General features: G+C 60.6%; 21 protein-coding genes and 2 pseudogenes. 19 read left to right on the top strand and 4 right to left on the bottom strand.

What is annotated here, in order from left to right:
* The first annotated feature begins 323 nt into the window (after positions 1–323).
* The 13 genes from KHO31_RS35390 to KHO31_RS35330 all read left to right on the top strand — a co-directional run bounded on the left by KHO31_RS35390 (position 324) and on the right by KHO31_RS35330 (position 12,318).
* Complete coding sequence (locus KHO31_RS35390; RefSeq protein ID WP_211625529.1) at positions 324–2,489, top strand: FUSC family protein; 2,166 nt, start codon at positions 324–326, stop codon at positions 2,487–2,489.
* A 52-nt stretch (positions 2,490–2,541) separates the two neighbouring features.
* Positions 2,542–4,008 (top strand): efflux transporter outer membrane subunit, encoded by a 1,467-nt coding sequence (locus KHO31_RS35385; RefSeq protein WP_211625527.1) that lies wholly within the window; start codon positions 2,542–2,544, stop codon positions 4,006–4,008.
* Positions 3,998–4,198 carry a DUF1656 domain-containing protein gene (locus KHO31_RS35380; protein WP_211625525.1) on the top strand — a complete coding sequence of 67 codons (201 nt, stop codon included), beginning with the start codon at positions 3,998–4,000 and terminating at the stop codon, positions 4,196–4,198. The genes KHO31_RS35385 and KHO31_RS35380 overlap by 11 nt, the downstream gene beginning before the upstream one ends.
* 33 nt (positions 4,199–4,231) lie before the next feature.
* Positions 4,232–5,173 carry an efflux RND transporter periplasmic adaptor subunit gene (locus KHO31_RS35375; protein ID WP_211625523.1) on the top strand — a complete coding sequence of 314 codons (942 nt, stop codon included), beginning with the start codon at positions 4,232–4,234 and terminating at the stop codon, positions 5,171–5,173.
* A 191-nt stretch (positions 5,174–5,364) separates the two neighbouring features.
* The gene (locus KHO31_RS35370) at positions 5,365–5,631 is read left to right on the top strand and encodes a hypothetical protein (RefSeq protein ID WP_211625521.1); all 267 of its coding nucleotides are present in this window, start codon (positions 5,365–5,367) and stop codon (positions 5,629–5,631) included.
* Positions 5,628–7,040 (top strand): cytochrome ubiquinol oxidase subunit I, encoded by a 1,413-nt coding sequence (locus KHO31_RS35365; protein ID WP_211625519.1) that lies wholly within the window; start codon positions 5,628–5,630, stop codon positions 7,038–7,040. Before KHO31_RS35370 ends, KHO31_RS35365 begins: the two co-directional genes overlap by 4 nt.
* Positions 7,037–8,029: a cytochrome d ubiquinol oxidase subunit II gene (locus KHO31_RS35360; RefSeq protein ID WP_211625517.1), complete on the top strand. Its 993-nt coding sequence runs from the start codon at positions 7,037–7,039 to the stop codon at positions 8,027–8,029. The genes KHO31_RS35365 and KHO31_RS35360 overlap by 4 nt, the downstream gene beginning before the upstream one ends.
* A gap of 3 nt (positions 8,030–8,032) precedes the next feature.
* Positions 8,033–8,233 (top strand): hypothetical protein, encoded by a 201-nt coding sequence (locus KHO31_RS35355; RefSeq protein ID WP_211625515.1) that lies wholly within the window; start codon positions 8,033–8,035, stop codon positions 8,231–8,233.
* Positions 8,234–8,342: 109 nt separating this feature from the next.
* Positions 8,343–9,023, top strand: a complete 681-nt coding sequence (locus KHO31_RS35350; RefSeq protein WP_211625513.1) for a hydrolase — start codon at positions 8,343–8,345, stop codon at positions 9,021–9,023.
* Between the two features lie 307 nt (positions 9,024–9,330).
* On the top strand, positions 9,331–9,615 hold the full coding sequence (locus tag KHO31_RS35345; protein ID WP_211625510.1) for a DUF3331 domain-containing protein: 285 nt from the start codon (positions 9,331–9,333) through the stop codon (positions 9,613–9,615).
* Positions 9,616–9,853: 238 nt separating this feature from the next.
* A complete protein-coding gene (locus tag KHO31_RS35340; protein ID WP_211625508.1) occupies positions 9,854–10,054 on the top strand; it encodes a copper chaperone in 201 nt (66 codons plus the stop codon).
* Positions 10,055–10,169: 115 nt separating this feature from the next.
* The gene (locus tag KHO31_RS35335; RefSeq protein ID WP_211625505.1) at positions 10,170–10,736 is read left to right on the top strand and encodes an acyloxyacyl hydrolase; all 567 of its coding nucleotides are present in this window, start codon (positions 10,170–10,172) and stop codon (positions 10,734–10,736) included.
* Positions 10,737–11,223: 487 nt separating this feature from the next.
* Positions 11,224–12,318: a porin gene (locus KHO31_RS35330; protein ID WP_407945983.1), complete on the top strand. Its 1,095-nt coding sequence runs from the start codon at positions 11,224–11,226 to the stop codon at positions 12,316–12,318.
* 427 nt (positions 12,319–12,745) lie between these two features.
* On the opposite strand, the pseudogene KHO31_RS39615 reads toward KHO31_RS35330, so the two are convergent.
* Positions 12,746–13,373 (bottom strand): annotated as a pseudogene (locus tag KHO31_RS39615) (IS6 family transposase); the annotation flags it as partial.
* 257 nt (positions 13,374–13,630) lie between these two features.
* Between KHO31_RS39615 and KHO31_RS35320 the strand changes: the two are divergent.
* The 5 genes from KHO31_RS35320 (at position 13,631) to KHO31_RS35300 (ending at position 16,806) form a co-directional block, all read left to right on the top strand.
* Positions 13,631–14,269: a hydrolase gene (locus KHO31_RS35320; protein WP_211625501.1), complete on the top strand. Its 639-nt coding sequence runs from the start codon at positions 13,631–13,633 to the stop codon at positions 14,267–14,269.
* Positions 14,270–14,497: 228 nt separating this feature from the next.
* Positions 14,498–14,884 carry a DoxX family protein gene (locus KHO31_RS35315; protein WP_211625499.1) on the top strand — a complete coding sequence of 129 codons (387 nt, stop codon included), beginning with the start codon at positions 14,498–14,500 and terminating at the stop codon, positions 14,882–14,884.
* 59 nt (positions 14,885–14,943) lie between these two features.
* Positions 14,944–15,237 (top strand): putative quinol monooxygenase, encoded by a 294-nt coding sequence (locus tag KHO31_RS35310; protein ID WP_211625498.1) that lies wholly within the window; start codon positions 14,944–14,946, stop codon positions 15,235–15,237.
* 261 nt (positions 15,238–15,498) lie between these two features.
* Positions 15,499–16,389: a pirin family protein gene (locus KHO31_RS35305; RefSeq protein ID WP_211625495.1), complete on the top strand. Its 891-nt coding sequence runs from the start codon at positions 15,499–15,501 to the stop codon at positions 16,387–16,389.
* A gap of 9 nt (positions 16,390–16,398) precedes the next feature.
* On the top strand, positions 16,399–16,806 hold the full coding sequence (locus tag KHO31_RS35300; RefSeq protein ID WP_211625493.1) for an OsmC family protein: 408 nt from the start codon (positions 16,399–16,401) through the stop codon (positions 16,804–16,806).
* 413 nt (positions 16,807–17,219) lie between these two features.
* Here KHO31_RS35300 and KHO31_RS35295 read toward each other — a convergent pair whose 3' ends face one another.
* From KHO31_RS35295 to KHO31_RS35285, 3 genes and pseudogenes are all read right to left on the bottom strand, one after another.
* Positions 17,220–17,516, bottom strand: coding sequence for a putative quinol monooxygenase (locus tag KHO31_RS35295; RefSeq protein ID WP_211625491.1), 297 nt, complete (start codon positions 17,514–17,516; stop codon positions 17,220–17,222).
* 639 nt (positions 17,517–18,155) lie between these two features.
* Positions 18,156–18,389, bottom strand: a pseudogene (locus KHO31_RS35290) (transposase domain-containing protein); the annotation flags it as partial.
* Between the two features lie 96 nt (positions 18,390–18,485).
* On the bottom strand, positions 18,486–18,929 hold the full coding sequence (locus KHO31_RS35285) for a tyrosine-type recombinase/integrase (protein ID WP_236071668.1): 444 nt from the start codon (positions 18,927–18,929) through the stop codon (positions 18,486–18,488).
* A 365-nt stretch (positions 18,930–19,294) separates the two neighbouring features.
* On the opposite strand from KHO31_RS35285, the gene KHO31_RS35280 reads away from it, so the two are divergent.
* On the top strand, positions 19,295–19,597 hold the full coding sequence (locus KHO31_RS35280) for a hypothetical protein (protein WP_211625489.1): 303 nt from the start codon (positions 19,295–19,297) through the stop codon (positions 19,595–19,597).
* Positions 19,598–19,692 lie beyond the last annotated feature (95 nt).

The raw sequence follows: 19,692 nt of genomic DNA, 5'->3' as shown, positions 1-19,692 counted from the left end.
ACGAGCACGGATCGTTCGATAAAGGAGAACGAAGAGTTTCTGTTTTCCGCACTACCGTTTCACACACGCTTTCCGTACAGTTCTCCAACGATATGCGCGCAGACACACCGCCCGTCTCCGCCGCCCCCCCAAATCCTTCTTCTGCGGACCGCGCATGACGCGGGTATCGCCACCCGCTTTCCGAATGACGTGATTCGATGCGTTGCGCTTGCACACATTTTCCGGAACGGAACGACGTCACGCCGAATAATTCGGTCGCGAGCCTACTGCGATGGCCGCGCCAGACATGCAATCTTTTTGGTCGCCACAGTGGAGAGTAAACCATGACCGCGTCCCCAGCCGCGAGGCCAGATCGATCCCAAACCCTGAAAGAAGCTTTAAGCCTTTACTTTCGGGCTGACGGCACGCGATTCCTTCACGTATTCAAGACTGTGCTGGCTGTCGTGCTCGCAACAGGCGTCTCGATGCGACTCGAGCTATCCGCGCCACGAACCGCGATGGTCAGCGTTGTCATCCTGATGATGCATCAGCATAGCGGAATGGTCATGGCGCGCGGCTTCTATCGCGGCCTTGGCATGCTCGTTGGCAATATGGCCGCGTTGTTGCTGATTGCCCTCTTCCCTCAGGAACGTGTGCTTTTTCTTCTCGCGCTCGCATTGTGGATCGGACTTTGCGTCTGGGGCGCGGCCTGGTACCGTAACTATCAATCATACGGATTTGTTCTTGCCGGTTACGCGACCTGCATCGCCGCGCTCCCGTCCATCGATCATCCGTATGACATTCTGGATAACGTCGTTACTTCACTGAGTGAGGTGACCATCGGAATCGTGTGCGCCAGCCTCGTCAGCGCGCTGATATTCCCGCAGCACGTTCGAGGCATGCTCCTGCGCGTCGGCGCAAGCCACTTTTCCGGCTTTCTCGCGTTCATCCGGACCGCGCTCACAGGACGACTGTCTGCTGATGAGCTTGGTAGCACCCACCTGCGCCTGATCGCCGAACGTGCGCAACTGGAGAACCTGCGCAGCGCGGCGGTCTTCGAAGATCCCGATCTGCAGATTCACAACGACGTCATGACCCGCCTCGCCAGCGAGTTTCTGGATGCGAGTGCGCGATTCCATTCACTTCATCAGTTCCGCCACCGGCTTCGTGCGACAGCCGGCGACGAAGCGGCGAACGCCATCGACACGGTGTATGCGAAGCTCGCGGATCTGCTCCCCGCTTCGGTCGACCCGCTGCAACCCGACTTGCCCAGGCTGGAGCGCTTCCAGCGTGAGCTTGGCCAACTGGCGGATCAGTTGCCGGAACTTTGCCGGGCACAACGCGGCTTGCTTACCCATGCCAATGTGCAATCGCAGCAACTCGCAGAGAGCGGCGCGGCCCAGATGGAAGCGGCACTTGACTCCCTGCGGTTGTATCTGCGCGACTTTATCGCCCTTCGTCAGCCCGGTGCGGCTCCAGGCCCATCGCACGCGGAGCAGCCCGCTCGCATCGTCACCCGGGCCAATCGAATGGTGTCCTTCGCGGCGGGTCTGCGGGCGACCTGCGCCATCGGCGCGGTGTCGCTCTTCTGGATCGCATCGGGATGGACGGGTGCATCGGGCGCAGTAATCTCGGCAGCGATTGCGAGCGCGCTCTATTCGATCATGCCCGCGCCAGCACAGGCGACGCGCCAGATGGTGGCTGGCTGCTGTTCGGCCTGGCTCGCGAGCCTTTTCTTCAATTTCTATCTATTGCCGCATCTGGACGGCTTCGCACAACTTGCTGCCGTGCTTATCCCGTTCATCATGATCGGCAGCTATCTGAACAGTTTTCCGAAGACGGCAACGATCGGCCTTGGTTTCAGCATTTACTTCTGCTTTCTCAGCAATCTCACGAATCCGAGCGTCTACGCGCCCACGCTCACGCTCGACGCGGGATTTTCCGCGATGCTCGGCATCGGTGCCGCGTCGCTCGCGTATTCGGTCGTGGCGCCGTATGCCGGCGACTGGGTCACCGGCCTCTATCTGCACCAGTTGCGCAGGCTGGTCACCACGGACGCCTGCTACGGAAAGCTGGCCGGCCTGCAATTGCGGTTCGATAGCGGCGTGCGGGACTTCGTCCAGCAGATCAGCGCGAGACCCGTGACCGGCCGCTACAGCAAGGCGGCGCTGTTTGCATGGTCATTCGCGTCGATCGAGATAGGTCGCAGCATCATCGAGTTGCGCGGAGCCGGACAGGACACCTCATTGCCCCCCGGTTGGGCGGCGTCAGAGTCGAGGGTCCGCGCAGCCGTCGCCCGCATGTTCGCGACGCCGTCCGCCCCTGCGTGCGACGACGCCGTGCAGGCGGTGAACGATGCGCTTTCGGTGCTCACTGCGCCAAAGGATAGGTCGACCGGAGAGGCACCGGCGCTTTATGCACGCTTGCGCGCGCCACTGAACTTCATTCGCCTGTCGCTGCTGGACAACCTCGTGCCGCTCCAGTCCGGCGACAGTCAGACTACGACATGACATCGCGCACCCGTCCTGCTGTTTCGCCATCCTGACTCGACGATACGTTCCAATGCCGATTCGCCTACCTTCCTTCCTCGTGTTGACCGGCGCGCTCCTGCTCTCGGCGTGCGCGAACACAGACGGCATTGTGTCGCGTTCGTCAATGCTCGATGCGCACTCAGTCGCGACCGGCCTCGAGGCCCGCGCCGCGCTCGCCGATGCGCAATGGCCGCAGGATGGCTGGTGGTCCCGCTGGGGCGATCCCCAGCTCGACCAGTTGGTCTCGCGTGCAGTCGCCGGCAATCCGGCGATGGGGATTGCACAGGCGCGACTCGATCAGGCCGACGCGATCGCGCAAATCGCCGGCGCGGCGCGGGAACCGATCGTCTCGGCCAGCGGCGAGTTTTCCCGCAGGCGCTTCTCGGCGTATGCGAACCCGCACCCGCCGGGCGGTGACACCGTATGGCACAACGCGGTCGGCCTCGATCTCATCTATCAACTCGATCTGTGGGGCAAAAACCGCGCGACCCTGGAAAGCGCGCTCGATGCCGTTCAGGCCGCAGCCGCCGATGCGCGCGAAGCGCAACTGCTGCTCGAAGCTTCGGTCGTGCGTGGGTACGTCGAACTGTCGCTGCAATACGAACTGCACGACATCGCATCCGCGACGCTCGCTCGTGAGCAACGCATCGTCGACATCATGGAGCGCCGCGCGCGCGCCGGTCTCGCGAGCCGGCTGGAACTGAGCGAGGCACGCACGCCAGTCGCCGCAACGCGCGCGCAGATCAAACAGTTCGAACGGCAGATCGCGCTCGCGCGCAACCAGCTTGCGGTATTGACAGGCGCAGGACCGGGCGCAGGCGAGCAGCTCGCGCGGCCGGGGCTGCACCTCGACGTTCCTGTCGCACTGCCCGCCACGTTGCCCGCTGAACTGGTCGGACATCGCCCGGATATCGTCGCGCAGCGCTGGCGCGTTGAGGCTGCGGCCAAGGGGATCAAGGCGGCCAAGGCCGACTTCTATCCGAACATTGATCTGATCGCGAGCGCGGGCCTCGCGTCCGCCGCTTTCGGCGGCTTCTTCACGTTCGTGAACCACAACGCGATCGACCACTCATTCGGCGCGGCGATTTCGCTGCCGCTGTTCGACGGCGGGCTGCGCAAGGGACACTACGGCGTCGCGGTCGCCGGCTACGACCTGGCCGTCGATACCTACAACCAGACAGTGCTCGCAGCTTTCCAGAGGGTGGCGGATCAGGTGATTTCGCTGCGGTCGCTGGCTGAGCAGCAGGCTGCCGTGGAAACGTCGCTGCAATCGGCCCAGGAAGCGTTCGGCTACGCAGAAAAAGGCTATCGCATCGGCATGACCGACTATCTGAACGTGCTCGCCACGCAGACCGAACTGTTGCGGGCGCAACAAAGTCTCGCGCTCGCGCGCGCCGCGCGCCTCGATGCGTGGGCGCAACTGATGACAGCACTGGGCGGCGGCATCGAAACCAGCGCCTCTGCCGCGCCCCAGGGAGCGTCTGTCCATGCCCCGTGAAATCGTTCTCCTCTCGCTGCTGGTCCCCACCCTGCTTCCCCTCTTCCTGGGTTGCGCGATGGTGTACTGGATCGTCGACCGGGCACTGGCCCGCATGGGGCTTTTCCGTCATGTATGGCATCCCGCGCTGTTCCGGGCCGCGCTGTTCGTCTGTCTGTTCAGCGGCGTCAGTCTGCTGCTTGGCACATAACCGTTTCACTTCCTTTCATCTCAAGACGCCATCATGAGTCTTCAGTCGCTGGTTCGTTTCATGATCACGCTGCTGGTTTTCGCCATTGCGGTTTTTCTCGGCTACACGTTGTGGAACCACTACATGTACGCACCATGGACCCGCGACGGGCGCGTGCGCGCCAAGGTGATCAACATCGCGCCAGACGTGTCGGGCATCGTCACCGACGTGCTTGTCGGCGACAACGAGATCGTCCACCGCGGCGACGTACTGTTCCACATCGATCAGGCTCGTTTTCGTTACGCACTCGACCAGGCCGAAGCCCAGGTCGCCCTGCGCAAGTCGGAACTGGACATGCGCAACCAGCAGGCGGCAAGGCGCGCGCAACTCGAAGGCTCGGTCATTTCGGCGGAAAGCCGCGAAGACGCCGGCGCCCAGGCGCGGCAGGCTCTCGCCAACTATCAGGGCGCGCTAGCCGCACGGGACGTCGCACGCCTGAACCTTACGCGCAGCGAAGTCCGCGCGCCGGTGGACGGCTATGTGACCAATCTGAATCTCTATCCGGGCGACTATGCGGCAGCAGGCGTTGCACGCCTCGCGCTGATCGACAGTCACTCTTACTGGGTGTATGGCTACTTCGAAGAGACCAAGCTGCCCCACGTGCATGTCGGCGATCGCGCGGAAGTCCGTCTGCTTGCAGGGGGCGACGTAATAACCGGTCACGTCGAGAGCATCGCGCGCGGCATCAGCGATCGCGACAATCCCGCGGGCTCGACGCTGCTTGCCGACGTCAACCCTGTCTTCACGTGGGTGCGGCTCGCGCAGCGCGTTCCCGTGCGCATTCATCTCGACGATGTCCCTGACGGGCAACTGCTCGCAGCGGGCACCACCTGCACGGTGACCGTCATTCCGTCCGGCTCGGACAGCCGACATCGAACGCCCGACCGCTCCGATTCGCAACAAGGCGCAGCACGCGCGCAGCTGCAAGCGAGGTGAGCCCGTGCCGTTCGACAGATGGAAACATGATGTTCCGCTATGCGCGGCTACCGGCGGCTTGCACCGGGCCCTACACTTGATTCTCGCCCGAACGGGGCAGCGCCTGCGGCAGCCGCCCCGCCTGGCCCCGCCGTCCGATGCCCAGAAGCCGTTCACTGCGTATCGCGCACAGGACCCGAAGGTGACAGTCCATGAAAACTGAACGTGAATCGCGGCTTGCTGGCATTGCCGTCGTTGTACTACTGAGCGTTGCCGGCATCTTCGGCGCGATGGCCCTAATCAAGATATTCGGCGATTTCATCGGCTTCGCCGTACTGGTGTCGTTCGTCGCGCTCGCCCTCTATGCATGGCACCACACGGATAGCCGGCCGTCAGACGATGCCGCCCCCCTCCATATCGGACCGACACGTATGCCAGACGTCAATTCCGGGGTGAAGATGAAGGACAGCAGCAAATGACATTCGATCCAGTGATACTCTCCCGCGTCCAGTTCGGGCTGACGGTGACGTTCCACATCATCTTCCCGACCATGTCGATCGGTCTCGCGACTTTTCTGGCGGTGGTCGAGGGACTGTGGCTGAAAACACGGGATGAACTGTATCTGCGCATCTACCGCTTCTGGCTCGTCATCTTTGCGCTCGGCTTCGGCGTGGGGGTAGTGAGCGGCATCGTACTGTCGTTCGAGTTCGGCACTAACTTCGCCGGGTTTGCGAAACTGGCTGGGCCAGTGATTGGCCCGCTCATCGCATTAGAGGTTCTGACCGCTTTTTTCCTCGAGGCGGGATTCCTCGGCATCATGCTGTTCGGCATGGGGCGCGTGGGACCCCGGATTCATTTCTTCGCCACGCTCATGGTCGCGCTAGGAACAACGATCTCGGCGTCGTGGATTCTTGCGGCGAACTCGTGGATGCATACGCCGGACGGTGTCGTGTTCGATGCGACAACTCACCAGTTTCACGTGATCGACCGACTGCGGGTGATCTTCAATCCGTCGTATACCGTGCGTCTGCCGCACATGCTGCTGGCGGCCTATCTGTCCGTGTCGTTCTTCGTCGCTGGCGTGGGCGCCTACTACCTCCTCCGGCGTCGACATCTGGATTTCGCACAGCGGACGTTTTCGATGGGGCTCGGCTTCGCTGCCATCGCGATCGCCTTCCAGCTGCCGCTCGGCGATACAGTCGGCTTCCGGATGTTTGACTATCAGCCGGCGAAATTCCAGGCGATGGAAGGATACTGGGACTCCACACTTCGTGCGCCGTATCTGCTTTTCATTACGCCGCATCAGCGCGAAGCGCGCAATGGCATGCAGTTCGGCATCCCGTTTCTCGGCAGCCTGATTGTCACCCGGACCTTGGACGGCGCGGTTCCGGGCCTGAAGAATACGCCCGAGGCGAACCGTCCGCCAATGGCACCCGTCTTCTACGCGTTTCGCACCATGTTCCTGGTCGGACTTCTGATGTTCACGGCGGCCTGCATGAGTGTATGGCTGCGGCTGCGCGGGCGCCTGTTCTCGGCCACCTGGTTTCACCGGATGATCCAGTACATGATGCCTGTCGGCTTCGTTGCGACAATCGCGGGCTGGTACACATCGGAGATCGGGCGTCAGCCCTGGGTGATCTACGGGTATCTGCGCACCGCCGATGCCGTTTCGCCGATTGCAGGCTCGAATATCGCCTTTTCGACCGCACTGTTCGCTGTTGCCTATGCGCTCTTTCTGGCTGCGTTCATCGGCATCACCGGCAGAAGGATCCGCAAGGGTCCAGATGCCGCGCCCGAGGCTTCCCCGTATGGCGGATCGCTCAAGCGCGTGCTGATGCCTCCGGACCATATCGCCGGTGTCGCCGGACGTCATGGAGATGCACGATGAACGATCCGCTTAGCCTTGCCTGCATCCTGATCGTGGCGTTCGCCGTCACGATGTACGTCCTGCTGGACGGATTCGATCTCGGCGTCGGCATCCTGCTGCTCAGCGCGCGTCGCCCGGAAGAACGCGACGAGCTGGTTGAAAGCATCGCGCCCGTCTGGGACGGCAACGAGACGTGGCTGATCCTCGCGGCCATCGTGCTGTTCGGCGCATTTCCGCTCGCCTATGCGATCCTCGTGCCCGCGTTCTATCTGCCCTTCATGCTGATGTTGGTGTCACTGGGTTTTCGAGGCGTCGGGATGGAGTTCCGGGTCCACACGCCCTTCAAGCGGTTCTGGGATCACGCGTTTTGCCTCGGCTCGACCGTCGCTGCGTTCTGCCAGGGACTGGTGGCAGGCGCCATGCTCTCCGGCAGCGTGTCCGTCGCGCATGGCCAGTTCGCCGGGCAGACGCTGGACGTGTTCACCGGTTTCAACTGTCTGATGGGCCTCACCGCGGTGGCGGGCTACGCGACGCTGGGCGCGGGCTGGATACGCTGGAAAACGGGCGGAAGGCTCCAGCGCTACGAGACGGGGGTGCTGTGGTTCGTGCTGATCGCGTTCCTGCTACTGTCCGTGCTGGTTTGCGCGCTGGCCGCGACCACGCCGACCGTTGCCGCGTTGTGGCAAAGCCGCCCGCTCATGCTCGTGCTCCCCGGCGTGGTGAGTTTCGGGTTGTGGCTCATGGCATTCGTGTCGTTGCGAAACCGCTCGGACAGCCGGCCGCTCGTGTTCAGTCTCGCCACCGTCGCCGTACTGCTGCTCGGGTTCGTGATCACGCTATGGCCCTATGTCGTGCCGTTCAGTCTCCCGTTCGACAGCGCGGCCGCCGCGCACGGCAGCCAGCTCATGGTCGCTACGGGCTCCGCCGTCATGCTGCCGGTCGTCCTCGGATACAACGCGTTCGCCTACTGGGTATTTCGCGGCAAGGTGAACGCCTCGAAGGAGGGTTAAGCCGTGGGGTTGCGGGCTGCTCTGGAAAAGATATCGCGGCAGCGCGTGACGCTCGCCGCGGCAGCGCTCGTCGCATACGTGACCGACAAGCCGCTGCGCCGGCAGCTTCGCTGGGCAATCGTGCTTTACGTTGCGTCGGTCGCGCTGTTCGCCGCCGTCTGCGGCGTGCTGCATCTGACGATCATGCTGTTTTCAACACTGTAATGCCGATCCGGTATTCCAGTGTACCAACGCGAAAGCGTGACCTCGAAGGTCGTCCAAAACCTTGGCGCACTGGTTCGGCCAACCCTCTCATTTCAACAGGAGAAACACCATGAGCTCACCTGCCAACTTCAACGGCCAGCGTCCCGTCATCGACCCCAACGACGCCGCGATGCTGCTGATCGATCACCAGAGCGGCCTGTTCCAGACTGTGAAGGATCTGAACGTTCCGGAGTTGAGGGCCAACGTGACGACACTCGCCAAGATCGCCACGCTCGCGAAGATCCCTGTCATCAGCACGGCCTCCGTGCCGCAGGGTCCCAACGGCCCGCTGATTCCGGAAATACACGAGTATGCGCCCCATGCAAAATACGTCGCCCGCAAAGGCCAGATCAATGCCTGGGACAATCCGGACTTCGTGGCTGCGGTCGAGGCGACGGGCCGCAAGACGCTGATCATCGCCGGCACGATTACAAGTGTCTGTCTCGCGTTCCCCAGCATCAGCGCGGTCCAGGCCGGCTACAAGGTGTTCGCCGTGGTCGACGCATCCGGCACGTATTCGAAGATGGCCCAGGAGATCACGCTCGCGCGCATCGTCCAGGCCGGCGTCGTGCCGATCGATACCGCAGCGGTCTGCTCCGAAATCCAGCAGACCTGGCATCGTCCGGACGCGTTGCAATTCGCCGAAGCGTACAGCGCGGTCTTCCCGGCCTACCAGCTTCTGATCGAAAGCTATCAGAAGGCGCAGGACGTGGTGAACAACAAGGAGCAGCTGGATTCAGACCGCAGCTGACGTAGTGTGTGATGGCCGCATCGGCCGGGCAAGCCACCGGCCGATGCCGGCTCGTTTCCGCGTTTTCTTCACAGGCGGTACGCCCCGGCCCGTTCACCGCCAAGGCGTCACGGCGCGAATGGGACACGATGGGCTGTTGCAGTTTGAAACGCAATGCAGGGATGGATGACGCGGGCGAATGTCGTCCGGATCGACAGGATGCCTGCCCCACACGTCCCGGCGGGTACGGCTGGAGCGACAGCCCAAAGCAGAAGGGATTGGAACCGCTGGAGCGGCCCTGCTCCTGGTCGATTAAGGGTTTTCAGTCATGTACGTTGCCACCATGGAAACGTTTCAGGCAGCAGCCAATGGCCTGTTGATAACGGTTCTCGAGTCGTCCGCCAACCATCTGCTGGTCCGCTGGGTCGAGAGTGGGCGATGCCATTATGGCGAGCAGCGGTGGCGTCTGGGCGTGGCCACCCGGAACGGCTATTGCGCCGTTTCTGGCAGGAAGATCCATCGGGGCGAGGCTGTCTATCGGCCCACCGGCAGGCCGCCGCCAGGAAACCGCGCCGCAATGATCGCCACGGACGCCGTTGCGCGAGCGTCATGAGCCGGCGCAGTTGCGCCACGGTCACTAGCGCGGCAAAAGAGACAAAGGCGAGCCTGTGGGGTCATCCGTCCGCGCTACGGGCGACTGCATGAATCGCGACTGGCCTGACGCCGGGACCGCTTCATACAGTGTCCATGGCACATCATCCCGACACGCGACGCAGCCCCCACATTCTGTTTTGCCAATTGCATCATCGATTTACAACATGATTAGCACCCTCGATTAAATGGATTGAAAAATGGAATTCAAGCTGATTGAACTGACAGGCAGCAATGACGTAGAGGTCATCGCTCATGCCATCCGGACCGTCGACCCTGACGCAAAGATCGATGTCGACGTCAACGCGATGACCGTGCGGGTCGAATCGTGGCTGATGGCCGAGGAGTTCCTCATCGCGTTCACCGAGGCGGGATACGACGTAAAGATTACGAAGGGTTAGGTCAACCGTCAAAGCGTTCGCTTGACGGCGGCCTTGAAGCGGGTCGCGAAGATTCAGGCGTATCCGAATCCAGCGTCAGGGCATGCCCAGGCGCGCTCCTCCTTCGGAAGTCTTCATGCATATCGGGAAACAGTCACGGCAAAAAACGATCGTCAATGTAACCGTGCTCAGTGCGCTGGCCATTGCGTGTTCAGCCGCGGATGCCACCCAGTTAGGGGTACAGTTCGCAGCAGGTGTGGCCGACCACGACGTGAGGAAGGCAGATATGGGCGGCGTATGGGATCCCGGCCTGCGATGGTGGGACATCGGCGGATATCACTTCACCCTGGTCGCGGAAGCGCATGCCTCCTGGTGGGATATCCGGGAAGGCCACACCGTGCATCCGGATATCTGGGAATTCGGCGTGACGCCAGTGTTCCGCTTCATCAAAAGCTCAGGGTGGTTACGCCCCTATGTCGAGGCAGGCGTCGGCGTGCGAATGCTCTCCCATGTGCAGGAAACGCAGGACCGCTCGTTTTCGTCGTCATTCCAGTTTGCCGACATGGTGGGGTTCGGCGCGCAGTTCGGCGCACATCAGAACTACCTGGCGGGGTTCCGCTTCCAGCATCTGTCGAACGCGGGTCTCGAGCAGCCGAATCCCGGCATCAACTTCAGCGAGTTATATCTGCAGTACGACTTCTAATAACTGCCGTATCGGGCTGAATGATGGAGCAGGCCATGAAAATCATATCCTCATGATGAGGGTGCTCCGCAATTCGGTAATTTCCAGCCGGCGTACTCGTCCCTTTTGTCCATGTGCTGGCGGCATGTCTTGAAAGACTTTGCCGATCGACGATTCGCGCACTTTCTGATTGCGCGCAAGCCATGGTACCGAAGGGCCGTGTTGCATAAGGCTCTGCCTGCGACTGCCGCCAGATTTTGCACGACTGGAGCGATCACTCCCTGCGACACGCGCCGGCCCCGTGCACAGGCGGCAGCGAAAGCAGGCGCTCGATCCACCTGCGGTCGCGGACATGTCGCCGCTACTCCAGCCAGGCTGAAGACGCCCGCACCGCCGGAAGGCGATGAAGTGTGCATCGTCTTTCTCAATGTGGACCGGATAACGAATGGAATCAAGGCGATAGACGCACTGTTCTGCGGTGCTTTTGAAAGTATGAAAGGAGATGGAGTTGAAGAAAGCACTGGCGACTGCCGGAGTCATCTTGCTGGCGAGTCAGGTTCATGCGCAAAGCAGCGTGCAGATACAAGGAACCATCGACGCTGGCATGACAGCGATCAGCAATGAAGGAGGACAGCGGGCCGCCGTGTCCGACAGCGGAATTGCGGCGCCTAATCTGCTGGAGTTCAGGGGGGCGGGGGATATTGGCGGCGGCACGAAAGTCGTTTTCGACCTTCTGTCCCAGTTCGATCTTGGCAGCGGCGCGTCCCTTCCTGGACCTGGATTGATATTCAACCGGACGGCGCTGATTGGCGTATCAAACGACCGGTGGGGGAGACTGACGCTAGGTAATCAGTATGACTTCATGACCGATTCGCTGGCGGATGCGGGTGTTGAGGCGGGAGTTGTGTTCGGCGGCCTCTACAACTTTCGTCAGGGGCCGTTCACCGGACTGGCGATTCCCGGAAATCCGACAGGGGCCTTTGATTTCGACCGGGTGGGCGGTGGGAGCCGTGTGCCTGATTCCGTCAAATACACGAGTCCGGTCATCGCAGGGTTCAGCGCGGGGGCGATGTACGGCTTTGGCAATCAGGGGGGAGACTTTTCGGCAAACAGCACCGTCAGCTTCGGTGCCAACTATGTGCATGGCGCCCTGGGGGTCGGCCTCGCTTACGTCGAGGTGAAGTATCCCGAGTTCAACAACGGGCATGACGGGCTTCGGAACTGGGGTGGCGGCGCGAAATATGCATTCGGCACGGTGACGCTGAATCTGCTGTACACGAATACGAGGAACACCTTCAATGGCGCCCAGGTGAATGTCGTGGAGGTGGGGGCGTATTACCGTGTATCTACTGCGTGGGCGTGGGGTGCCGATTATGAGTACATGAAGGGTAACGCCACACTCAACGACAATGCTGCACATCAGCTAACGTCAACGCTGCAGTACTTTTTCTCGAAGCACACGTCCGCCTATGTGGAAACGGTTTATCAGTACGCGCACGGAGCGGGCGCGCACGCCTGGATCAATGGCCTGCTCAGCCCGAACAGCGCTTCGAGCGGGCCGAGCCAGTTCCTCACACGGATTGGCGTGACAACTGCATTCTGATCCACCCGCCGATGCCTGCCAGCTCCATATTGCGCGGCTCCGGGCGTAGGATCGAGATCGTTCATCGAGGCTCCACCATGACACTGGCAATCCGGATCAGACGGAAGTGGGCAAACTGTGCGGAGTGCTGGCTATTGTGCGGATCGGATCGGCTCATTGCGAATCGCACCCGAGTCAACGGATCTGGCAAGGCGACAGTGTTACCGGTGTGTTTCGTATGGCACGTGGTACCGGATATCGCAGGTCTGCGACATCGCCAGGGAGCAAGCCGGGCGTTGCATTCGTAAATCGTCATACATGGCACAGGTGCCGTTGAGGTTGTTCCCTTCGGCGCCCCCCTTCTTTACCAGGTCTTATCAGAATGACTGTGATGGGCACTGTCGAAATATTGAGAAAATCACGGAACGGCTGCGGGTCAAACGAATGTTCAAAAACCTGTCGACGGTTTTTGGGTAACTTCGGTGAATTCGTACCAGGCGGCGAAGCGGATCGCGAGCTGCTTGCAGTGGAGCGAAGCGCGCAGCAGATTGCGCTTCAATGCGAAGTGTTGTCGGTTCGAAGCTCGACAGGAATGTGTGCGTGCGTCGCGGATCACGAAAGCCGCGCATACGTCGCTCGCGTTCACGTGTGGTTTGGTGGCTTCTCCGCCCGGTTGTTCAGTCGGGCGGCCGCTCTGACGAACACATGCCTCACGTTCACCAACTCTGGAATTGCGGCCTTTGCGGCCGGTTAACTTCGCAGTTGATGGGTGACGATCTTGTACGGTACGGGCTCGAGCGCAGCGCGCGCCTGAAGAACCGTTTGGCGGCAGCCTTGTCACGCTACTTTTGCAGCCCGATGTCGAGTTCAGTACCATGTTCGTCAACTGCGCGCCATAACAGGTAGGGTTCGCCGCGCAGCGCAACGAACATCTCATCAAGAAGTCGCGTACTGCCAGACTTGTGTCGCGCCGCCTTCGCCTGATGAGCAAAGCGCGCGCCGAATGTATCGCACCAGCATCAGATTGTCTCGTACGTCACGATCACGTCGCGCTCGAAGAGCAACGCTTCGATGTCATCCCGTTCCGGAACGCCGAACACAATGTTCGGCAAAAAACACTCGCGCTCCGTGCGATGCTTCGCCTATGCTACGAAAGCTGATCGAGCACTTCTGTCACGAAACAGGCAGCGACGGAACCCGCCGTCCTGCGAAAGCTGCCGCCTGTCATCCTGTCTCGCTCGTCAGCATTCGCAGTAGCGTCAGCGGCGTTCCGGCATAGCCCGCCCGGCGCCTGCTGCAGGACCACACTTACCTCTGAACCGGAGAAATAGCCATGGCTAGCGAACCCATTCGCGATCCCGCGAACGATCATCTGTTGACCCCGCAAAACGCCGCCTTCATCGTCATCGACTACCAGCCTGTCCAGGTCAATTCGATCGCGTCGATGGACCGTCAGCTGCTGGTCAACAACATCGTCGGTGCGTCTAAAGCTGCGATTGCCTACAAGCTGCCGATCGTCCACTCGACGGTGAACGTGAAGACCGGCCTGAACAAGCCGCCGATCCCACAATTGCGCGCGGTGCTGGGCGACTACCCGACATACGACCGGACCTCGATCAACTCCTGGGAAGACGTCGAATTCCGCGCGGCGGTGAAAGCAACCGGCCGCAAGAAGCTGATCATGACTGCGTTGTGGACCGAGGCGTGCCTCACGTTTCCCGCGTTGGACGCGCTCAAGGAAGGCTACGAGGTATATGTGGTGACTGACGCCGTCGGCGGGACGTCCGTCGCCGCGCACGATGCCGCGCTGCGCCGCATCGAGCAGGCTGGCGGCCAGATGATCAGCGTCGCCCAGCTGTTCTGCGAATTGCAGCGCGACTGGTCACGCAGTGAAACTGTTCCTGCCTTCATTGACCTGTTCGTCGAAACAGGCGGTACTGCGGGGATCCAGTTCTCGTACGACCGTACCTGAACGGAACCCGGCGCGGACGCTCATGGCGCCCGCGCGACGTAGCGAGCGGCGGCGGGGTGCGTCGACCGCATCCTGTGTGCCAGCTCGACCCTCGATCGCCGGTTGCGGCCTTGCTGACCAGGCCGCGACGAACGAGAACCAGACAAACGATCCGCGGGTGCCGTGAGGTAGTGATACACCGAACGGGGCAAAGTCCGCACGCATTCAATCACCCGTTGGTAAAAGCGTATGACCGACTATTATCTTCTTGCCGGACGCGTCTTCATCGCACTGATGTATGTACTTAGCGGCATCAACAAGCTCGTGTTCTTCAGCCACGGCCTTGAAGAAGTCGAGGCGAAAAAGCTTCCCTTTCCACGCCTCGCACTCAGTTGCACGATCGCCGTCCAGCTCGTATGCGGCCTCGCCATCATCGCTGGCTATCAGACCGTGATCGCGTCTGTGCTGCTGGCGATATTCACCCTGGCAACCGCGGTGGTTTTCTACGATTTCTGGAACCAGCAAGGCACGCAGCGGACCCTTTTCCTGACTGGCTTTCTCGAGCACATCAGTATCATTGGCGGATTCGTCATCCTGATCGCGTCCGGGCCGGGCAGCTTCGCCGTACGTCCCTGACGCCTGCTGCAGCCACGCTGTTTTTCTGACCGGACCCATCAACCGATAGGAGTCAAATTATGAGCGACCTTCATATCGTTGCCGTACTGTATGCAAAGCAGGGGCAGGAGGAACAGCTACGTGCCGACCTGATCGCCCTGGTCAATCCTTCGAAGAACGAGGAGGGCAACTTGCGCTACGAACTGCTTCAGGATGAGGGCGATCCGCGCCGGTTCGTCCTAGTCGAACATTGGTCCGACGCGATGTTGCGGGAAAAGCACCACGCCCAGGGCAAGCACATTCTGAATTTCCACGCACATGGAGTCAATGCGGTCGAGAAAGCAGAGGTATTCAAACTCGGCCAGATTGCATGAACGTGCCACGCCGTGTCACTTCGCTTCCTCGGAGGGGCCCTGCCATCCCAAACGCGCGGACGAAAACCGGATTACGTGCCGGGCCGTATTTGCGATAGCAAATTTCCGCGCCCGGTAGCATGCGAGCTTACCCGGGCCACGCCGGGGGCCGAATGAGAAAACTCGCACCCGGCTGGACTGTTTGATCATGCGGAACGCGGAACCAGGTAATACCCCGCCGTCCGCCGGCCGGGAAAGGCGACGACACATGGAGTACCATCGATGCCCGCAATCAAAAGTCTTCTTACGCCCCACGAACGCGATCTGGGCGACGGAATCATCGTCCGCCGTTTCCTGCCTGCACAGGCTGCACGTTCCGTCGGGCCGTTCGTGTTCCTCGATCATCTCGGGCCGGTAACGCTGGCGCCAGGCAAGGGGTTAAACGTGCGCCCCCACCCGCATATCGGTCTCGCCACCGTCACGTATCTCTTCGAAGGTGAACTGGTGCACCGCGACAGCATCGGATATGTTCAGCGTATTGCGCCGGGCGACGTCAACTGGATGACGTCTGGACGTGGTATCACTCACTCGGAAAGATCGCCGGTGCTGGAAAATGCAACCCGGCTGCATGGCATCCAGACCTGGGTGGCGCTTCCCAAGGCATTTCAAGACATCGAACCGTCATTTGCGCATCATGATTCCCGGAGTCTGCCGAAGATTTCGCGGCAAGGTGTCGACATCACCGTGATTGCAGGAGACTTTCTTGGCGAGCGTTCTCCTGTCGAAGTATTCACGTCAACGCTCTATGTAGCGATGGAATTCGCGACGGCAGCAATCATCCGAATCCCGGCTGACCATGCAGAACGGGCTATCTATCCACTCGACGCGGACATTACCGTCAATGGCACAACCGTAGCAGCCGGCACGATGGCAGTCCTGGCGACTGGCCACGAGGTAGAGGTGACCGCGGCTTCGCCCACCAGGTTTTTTCTGCTTGGCGGTGCCCCGCTCGACGGGCCGCGCTTCATGTACTGGAACTTCGTATCCAGTTCGGAGGAAGCGATCGAGGAGGCAAAGCGAAGTTGGGAGGCGGACGAATTCCCTCCCGTCCGCGGCGAAACAGACCGGATTCCATTGCCGCCGCCCCCCGCTGCGGCATCGAATCATCAATGAGGAGACACCATGCCACTCGCCACCGCTACCGCCGAACTCGACATCGACGCACCTGACTATCTCGTCAGGATCGAGGCAGGCAAGCACGCCCTCGTTGGTGACGAAGGGCTACACGAAGGCGGACAGGATCGTGGTCCAGCGCCCTTTGCATTCGTATTGTCCGGTCTCGTCGCGTGTACCGCGGCAACGCTCAGAATGTACATGCAGAAGAAAGCGTGGCCAGTTGGGCGGATCAGCGTCAACGCCGATCTGCATGTCGATCGCGATGGCTCACAGTACATCCGCCGCACTGTCTGCGTTGATGCGCAACTGGAGCAGGTTCAGCGCAAGCGTCTTGCGGAAATCTGCGAGAGGACGCTGGTTACGCTATTTATCAAGCGAGGCACACGTATCGATACCACGATGCGCGAGCGGTAAAACACCGGCCTGCCGCCATGCCCGAGGACGACACTGGCTCCGCCGCAACACAGCTTTCAACCATGCGGCACACAGGACCCAGCCGATCCGGCCGGCGCAAGGCATCGTGGGCTACGCCTCATGCGCCTCGCCTATTTGCTGCCGCAGTTAGGCAAGGCTGCTGCCCCAGCTTCAACTGAGAGCAAAACTGTCTGACCCGCATGGCGCGAATGCCAAGTGTGGTGCTTCGTGCTCAAGGGGCAACTCGATGAGCCGCCACGGCGTGGGGACTGCACGGCACGGCGCCCGCGCACATGCGCATTGCCAGAAAAGTCCACCCAGTGAACCCGAAATTCAGCGGCAAATCTCGTGCGCAAACCTCGTGAACACTGCTTCGGTGGTCATGGCGGGGCGCTTTTCAACGGCCCGCCAAGCTAGATAACCTGTGTCAATCGATAGAAGATTTCAACTTTCTCCACCGCGTCACTGCTCTTCGCGTTGAAGTCCAGAATGTGCTTGCTTCCGGTATGGTGCTTATGCTGGGTTTCCGGGCTTGCCCAGTGCTCCAGAAACACGAAGCGTCTCGGGTCGGCCTGATCCTCAAACATTTCGTAACGCAGATTGCCTTCGTCACTGCGAGATGGTTCGACGACGGCGGCCAGCGCTGTGCCAAGTTCCGCTTCCCGCCCCTCCTTCGCGTAAAGCGCGACAAGCACGTAAAAATCGTCCATTGCGATGTTCCTCCTCGAAAAGCGGGCAAGCGTCCGGATTGCTGATTGAAGCAGCTGCCAGCAGTGCGGCGCTGGATTGAATGTCAATTCTTCCAGGTGAACGACCGACATAAAAAGGCACGCCGAAGTCATTTTAGGTGGATAGATGTTGTAGTGGGAAGCTCCTCCACGCTGAAACACCACGTTCGTAAATTCGGAACAGCAGATTCGCGGGGCAAATCGTGACGGCTGCCCGATAACGCGCGCTCAATCGGGTCATTCACTCGTACTGGGGCGCACTACGCTTTGTCGTCGAACGCGTGGCATATCCTTGCTCCAAGATAGCAGGATTTCGCTATCTCCGACGTCATACGGACCAGGCATCATTGCGAAAAAATGGAAACGACAGGCCTGTAGACAGTTGCCTGACGTGATGAATGCATGTCGTCGGCAACGAGATGCAGCATGTCAGGAACTGCAGCACGTCGTGGAGTGCCGCGAGACAGAGCGCGCGCTGCCGCACCACGCACGTTGCCACCTCTTTTGCAACAAACCGCCGTCAATGCTCCTAGGCAACGTCCCACGAATGAACGTAAGCGGTCCACGAACGACGCTACTCAGAGGTGCTCTGACGCGTAAATTGTGTGGTAAGGAGACGGGTCAGCGGAGATCGGCGGGCATCTTCCACGGCAACAGCGCGTCGTAGTCGTCAACGGTCTTCGCCAGTGGGAGGTGCTGGAACAGCCAGGTGAGGTAGCAGTACGGGTCGATGCCGTTGGCTTTTGCTGACTCGACCAGCGAATAAAGATTCGCACTCGCATGTGCGCCAGCAACGGCATCGGCAAACAGGAAGCTTTTGCGTGCGACGACAAACGGTCGAATGGAATTTCCGCAGGGATAATGCCGTCGGTCGAATTATGCCGCGCGCACTGGATTGCCTCACTGCAGATGCCGGCGGCGCTCGGATCGAACGCTTGACGAGCGGCATAATCAAAGCCCCTCGAGGAATGCAAGCAGTGAGTCCGGCGGCTGATATCGACCGGGGACTTGCCCGGATTGCGACACATGAGACAGAGCACGTTCCTTGAGTTCCATGTCAGCGTGCAGGTAAATCTGTGTTGACTCGGTAGATTCGTGGCCGAGCCAAAGTGCGATGACACTCAAGTCCACACCTCGTCTTAACAATGTCATTGCAGCGGCGTGGCGTAGCGTGTGTGGCGTGACGTTCTTGAGCTTCAGCGAAGGACAGATCTGCTCTGCGGTCGCGACATGACGCGCAACGAGCCTTTGGAGAGCGTCGGCGCTGAGGCGATTGCCGGTCAGAGCGGGAAACAGCGGATCATCAGGCGTACCGCGTTGTTCCTCGAACCATTCCTTGAGAATTGCGACGACGTCTGGACGCAAAGGCGTACAGCGTGCCTTGCGTTCATGCAAATATTTGCATGAGCGGAAAGATCGTTCTGTACCATTGTGGCCGGACCCAGCCAGGGAGCTGAAGCGGTGGCTGAAGCAATATCCACGGAGTCCTCATGATCCGCTCTTTCCAGGTCGCTCAGGTGGGACGCTCACGCGTGTCGGGTTTACCGAACGCCTGAACCTCGCGGTCGAGATGGCATCGCGACAGTTTCCCGAACTGCTGAAGTGCCGAATATCTCCGCACGTGGTGAGGCACTATGTTCCCTTCCGAATTATGTCTTGTATTCGCGCGACGGCGCGCTTTTCAGGTCAAACGGCCGACGCCGGATAGAGATAATCTTTACTCCTTCCACCCGCTCCCCATGCCGGGGAAGGAGGTCATCGTGAAGTACACCGTTCATGATCACGTCACGCTCTCTCAGACGCCAGAAGGGCCGCTTGCAGCACATTTGGTATCGTTTGCGGATGCGATCAGCGCCCAGGGATATAGCGCACAGTCCATGAAGCAGCAGGTACATATCGCCGCATGCTTTAGTCGATGGCTTAAGCAGACAGGTGTCAGCGTAAAGGACATCTGCTACGACCAGGCGACACGGCATTTGCGCTATCGCGCCCGACATGTGCAACCTTACCCTGGAGATCGCGCTGCACTCCGTCATCTCATCGATTTTGTACTAAACCGCTGACGCGGTAGTGGGAGGTAGGCACAGGTCCGTGGCTGACGTTTCATGAAGAGGGTTGTCTGGCGCTGAACCCCGGCGAGGTGGTGAGTGGTACCGCC

The sequence above is a fragment of the Paraburkholderia domus genome, from assembly GCF_905220705.1.
Taxonomy (GTDB): Bacteria; Pseudomonadota; Gammaproteobacteria; order Burkholderiales; family Burkholderiaceae; genus Paraburkholderia; species Paraburkholderia domus.
Note: the sequence above shows the minus strand (reverse complement) of the source record. Positions and strands in the feature narration are given on the sequence as shown.